Annotated in this window: 5 protein-coding genes; 4 read left to right on the top strand and 1 reads right to left on the bottom strand. The window is 61.0% G+C overall.

Features of this window, described 5'->3' with window-relative positions; all coding sequences use genetic code 11:
* The 4 genes from VFE81_RS15015 to VFE81_RS15000 form a co-directional block, all read left to right on the top strand.
* Nucleotides 1-459, top strand: a 459-nt coding sequence (locus VFE81_RS15015; RefSeq protein ID WP_325045348.1) for a branched-chain amino acid ABC transporter permease, incomplete at its 5' end; no start/stop codon positions are given.
* Nucleotides 460-478: 19 nt separating this feature from the next.
* Nucleotides 479-1,648: an ABC transporter permease subunit gene (locus VFE81_RS15010; protein ID WP_325045347.1), complete on the top strand. Its 1,170-nt coding sequence runs from the start codon at nt 479-481 to the stop codon at nt 1,646-1,648.
* A gap of 81 nt (nt 1,649-1,729) precedes the next feature.
* The gene (locus VFE81_RS15005) at nt 1,730-2,530 is read left to right on the top strand and encodes an ABC transporter ATP-binding protein (protein WP_325045346.1); all 801 of its coding nucleotides are present in this window, start codon (nt 1,730-1,732) and stop codon (nt 2,528-2,530) included.
* Nucleotides 2,530-3,246, top strand: a complete 717-nt coding sequence (locus VFE81_RS15000) for an ABC transporter ATP-binding protein (protein WP_325045345.1) — start codon at nt 2,530-2,532, stop codon at nt 3,244-3,246. The genes VFE81_RS15005 and VFE81_RS15000 overlap by 1 nt, the downstream gene beginning before the upstream one ends.
* A gap of 151 nt (nt 3,247-3,397) precedes the next feature.
* Here VFE81_RS15000 and VFE81_RS14995 read toward each other — a convergent pair.
* Nucleotides 3,398-3,643: GNAT family N-acetyltransferase (locus tag VFE81_RS14995; RefSeq protein WP_325045344.1), on the bottom strand; the 246-nt coding region annotated here is incomplete at its 5' end.

The raw sequence follows: 3,643 nt of genomic DNA, 5'->3' as shown, positions 1-3,643 counted from the left end.
TTCATCGTGATGGGCGGCCTGCTGCTGCTCGTGCACAAGACCAAGCTCGGCCGCGCGATGCGTGCGATCGCTGAGAACCCGGGCGTCGCGAGCCTGATGGGCGTGAACCCGAACTTCGTGATTTCGGCGACCTTCATGATCGGCTCGGCGCTTGCCGCTCTGGCCGGTGTGATGATCGCGTCCGAATACGGCAACGCACACTTCTATATGGGCTTCATCCCAGGTCTGAAGGCCTTTACCGCGGCGGTGCTGGGCGGGATCGGCAATCTCGGCGGGGCGATGGTGGGCGGCGTGCTGCTCGGTCTGATCGAACAGTTGGGGGCGGGCTATATCGGCAACCTCACGGGCGGTGTGTTCGGCAGTAACTATCAGGACGTGTTTGCGTTCATTGTGCTGATCATCGTGCTGGTGTTCCGTCCGTCGGGTCTGCTCGGCGAACGTGTTGCGGATCGCGCCTGATCCCTGGGAGAAAGCAAACATGACCTCAATTCAACCGATCGAGCCGTCCACGACGCTCATCCCTGAAAAGAACCTGACGAAGACGCTGACGGTCGGCATCATCACCGCGATCTTCGTGATCGCGGCGCCGATGATCATCGGCGCGGCCGGCGGCAACTACTGGGTCCGCGTGCTCGACTTCGCGATGCTGTATGTGATGCTCGCACTGGGCCTCAATGTGGTGGTCGGCTTCGCCGGGCTGCTGGACCTGGGCTACATCGCGTTCTATGCAATCGGCGCGTACGTCGCGGCTCTCCTGAGCTCGCCACACCTGACCTCGCAGTTCGAGTGGATTGCGCATCTGTTCCCGGGCGGCCTGCATGCGCCGATCTGGATCATCGTGCCGATTGCGATGGGGCTCGCCGCGACCTTCGGGATCCTGCTCGGTGCGCCGACCCTGCGTCTGCGTGGCGACTACCTCGCGATCGTGACCTTGGGCTTCGGGGAAATCGTGCGGATCTTCATGAATAACCTCGACCGTCCGGTGAATATCACCAATGGTCCGAAGGGGATCACGGGGATCGATCCTGTGTCGGTGGGTGGCTTCAGCCTCGCGCAGACGCATTCGCTGTTCGGCATGCAGTTCCCGTCGGTGTACTTGTACTACTACCTGTTCGTGCTGTGTTCGCTGCTGGTGATCTGGGTCTGTACGCGTTTGCAGCACTCGCGTATCGGCCGTGCATGGGCCGCGATCCGCGAAGACGAAATCGCCGCCAAGGCGATGGGCATCAACACCCGTAACGTGAAGCTGCTGGCCTTCGCGATGGGTGCATCGTTCGGCGGGTTGTCGGGTGCGATGTTCGGCTCGTTCCAGGGCTTCGTGTCGCCGGAGTCGTTCACGTTCTGGGAATCGGTCGTGGTGCTGGCGTGCGTGGTGCTCGGCGGCATGGGCCACATCCCGGGTGTGATTCTCGGTGCGGTGCTGCTTTCGGTGTTCCCGGAATTCCTGCGTTCGACGATGGGTCCGCTGCAGAACGCGATCTTCGGCCACGAAATCGTCGATACGGAAGTGATCCGTCAGTTGCTGTACGGCCTCGCGATGGTCGTGATCATGCTGTACCGCTCGGAAGGCCTGTGGCCGGCGCCGAAGCACGAAGACAAGATTGCGAAACTGGCGAAGCGCAGCGGCAAGAAGCCGGTGCGTGCCTGAGGCCTGGTGCAGGGCGAGCCCTGCATGGGACCAGAGTAAGCGCTAAAAGCGCTAACTCTGGTCGACACGGAGAGAAATCATATGAGCGATAACGTAAACAACAGCGTAGGCAGCGACCAGATCCGCCTGTCGGTGAAAGGCGTGAACAAGCGCTTCGGCGGGCTGCAGGCATTGTCCGACGTCGGTCTGCAGATCAAGTCGGGCCAGATTTATGGCCTGATCGGTCCGAACGGCGCCGGCAAAACGACCTTCTTCAATGTGATCACGGGTCTGTACACGCCGGATTCGGGCGAGTTCAAGCTCGACAACGTGGAATACACGCCGACCGCTGTCTACCAGGTGGCGAAGGCGGGGATTGCCCGTACGTTCCAGAACATCCGTCTGTTCGGCGGCATGACCGCGCTGGAAAACGTGATGGTTGGGCGTCACGTGCGCACGAAGCATGGCCTGATCGGCGCAGTGTTCCAGACGCCGTCCGAGCGTCGCGAAGAGCGCGAGATCAAGGAGCGTGCGATCGAACTGCTGGAGTACGTCGGCATTGCGCAGTACGCGGACTACACGTCGCGCAATCTGTCGTACGGTCACCAGCGCCGTCTGGAAATCGCCCGCGCATTGGCAACGGATCCGAAGCTGCTTGCACTGGACGAACCGGCTGCCGGCATGAACGCAACGGAAAAGGTCGAGCTGACCAAGTTGCTCGACAAGATCCGCAGCGACGGCAAAACGATCCTGCTGATCGAGCACGACGTGAAACTGGTGATGGGCCTGTGCAATCAGATGACGGTGCTCGACTACGGCAAGGTGATTGCGCAAGGTCTGCCTTCAGATGTGCAGAAGGATCCGAAGGTGATCGAAGCTTATCTGGGTGCGGGGGTCCACTAATGGCAACGGCAATGTTGAAAATCAAGGGCCTGCAGGTCAATTACGGCGGCATCCAGGCAGTCAAGGGTATCGACCTCGAAGTTGCGCAGGGCGAACTGGTCACGCTGATCGGCGCGAACGGCGCGGGCAAGACCACGACGATGAAGGCGATCACGGGGCTGAAGCCCTACTCGGCGGGCGACATCGAGTACATGGGCCAGTCGATCAAGGGCATCCCGGCGCACGAGCTGCTCAAGCGCGGTCTGGCGATGGTGCCGGAAGGCCGGGGTATTTTCTCGCGCATGTCGATTGTCGAGAACATGCAGATGGGTGCTTATCTGCGTACCGACACGGACGGCATCAAATCGGACGTTGATCGCATGTTCGGCTTCTTCCCGCGCCTGAAGGAGCGGGCCACGCAATACGCGGGCACGTTGTCGGGCGGCGAACAGCAGATGCTGGCGATGGCGCGCGCGATCATCAGCAAGCCGAAGCTGTTGTTGCTGGACGAGCCGTCGATGGGTCTGTCGCCGATCATGGTCGAGAAGATCTTCGAAGTGGTGCGGGCGATCTCGGCCGAAGGCATGACAGTGCTGCTGGTCGAGCAGAACGCGCGTCTCGCGTTACAGGCAGCGAACCGCGGCTACGTGATGGACTCGGGTCTGGTGACGATGTCGGGCGACGCGAAGCAGATGCTGGATGATCCGAAGGTGCGCGCGGCTTATTTGGGTGAATGAGTTGGGTGAATGAGTTGGATGAATAAGCCGGGTAAATAAGCCGGGCGAATGAGTGACGGGTGAATAACCCGGTCCAGGTTCGCTTTAGCCGTAAAAAAGGCCGCATGCTTTCAGGCATGCGGCCTTTTTCCATTCAAGCGGTTGTCAGCGCCTAAGCCGCCGGCGCTTCCGCCAGTTCTCCCAACCGCTTACCGAGACTGATCACCGCATCCGCGCGATAACCGAGCGCCTCATAGAACGCGCGCACGTCGGCCTTTGCGGACAGCACCTGCAAATTCAGCTTCGGGCAGCCGCGTTCGGTCAACGCGTTTTCGACATGCGCGACCAGACGCGTGCCGATACCGTGACGACGCAACGATTCGTCCACCGCGAGCGAATATAACCAGCCTCGGTGCCC

Source organism: Paraburkholderia sp. (assembly GCF_035656215.1).
In the GTDB taxonomy this organism is placed as follows: domain Bacteria; phylum Pseudomonadota; class Gammaproteobacteria; order Burkholderiales; family Burkholderiaceae; genus Paraburkholderia.
Note: the sequence above shows the minus strand (reverse complement) of the source record. Positions and strands in the feature narration are given on the sequence as shown.

Coding starts and splice junctions, on each gene's coding strand:
- VFE81_RS15010 (WP_325045347.1), top strand. CDS start 479: ATGACCTCAATTCAACCGATCGAGCCGTCCACGACGCTCATCCCTGAA.
- VFE81_RS15005 (WP_325045346.1), top strand. CDS start 1,730: ATGAGCGATAACGTAAACAACAGCGTAGGCAGCGACCAGATCCGCCTG.
- VFE81_RS15000 (WP_325045345.1), top strand. CDS start 2,530: ATGGCAACGGCAATGTTGAAAATCAAGGGCCTGCAGGTCAATTACGGC.